The 620-nt window shown below is 46.5% G+C and carries 2 tRNA genes and 1 rRNA gene; all 3 read right to left on the bottom strand.

Features of this window, described 5'->3' with window-relative positions:
• Positions 1–163: 163 nt before the first annotated feature.
• Positions 164–239 (bottom strand) — tRNA-Ala (locus tag D4100_RS25480).
• A gap of 124 nt (positions 240–363) precedes the next feature.
• A tRNA-Ile gene (locus tag D4100_RS25475) sits at positions 364–440 on the bottom strand.
• A 103-nt stretch (positions 441–543) separates the two neighbouring features.
• A 16S ribosomal RNA gene (locus D4100_RS25470) occupies positions 544–620 on the bottom strand; the annotation flags it as partial.

Genomic DNA, 620 nt, shown 5'->3' with positions numbered 1-620 from the left:
TTGCTACATTTGAGAGACTCTATGACAGGTTAATCCTTATCCCAGTACTTCTACGGAGGGATAAGTTTCAGCTGTCATGTTTCAATTTTCAGCTTGTTCCAGATTGTTAAAGAGCAATATCTTAAACGTGACTCTTGCGAATCAGTTTTAAGATTTTTTGATATGGTGGAGCTAAGCGGGATCGAACCGCTGACCTCCTGCGTGCAAGGCAGGCGCTCTCCCAGCTGAGCTATAGCCCCATATCAGAAAAGCATTTTTTACACCCTGTCTACTACCTTCGCCAATTCGCTTCTCGTCAAAGCGAAGGCCTACAACGTTTACTGACGTAAACATGTGAGTCGACAACGCAGGATAGGAGGGAATTGGTGGGTCTGAGTGGACTTGAACCACCGACCTCACCCTTATCAGGGGTGCGCTCTAACCACCTGAGCTACAGACCCGACAAGGTGCTTTAAGACTTAACCGGTAAGATTAAGCCTTATGCTCTCTTTCATTTCATCAGACAATCTGTGTGAGCACGCCACTCGAATCAATATCATTAGGTAAGGAGGTGATCCAACCGCAGGTTCCCCTACGGTTACCTTGTTACGACTTCACCCCAGTCATGAATCACAAAGTGG

Origin of the sequence: Serratia inhibens (assembly GCF_003591175.1) — a bacterium.
Taxonomy (GTDB): Bacteria; Pseudomonadota; Gammaproteobacteria; order Enterobacterales; family Enterobacteriaceae; genus Serratia; species Serratia inhibens.
The sequence above is the reverse complement of the archived record's forward strand: the minus strand, read 5'-3'. Positions and strand labels throughout refer to the sequence as shown.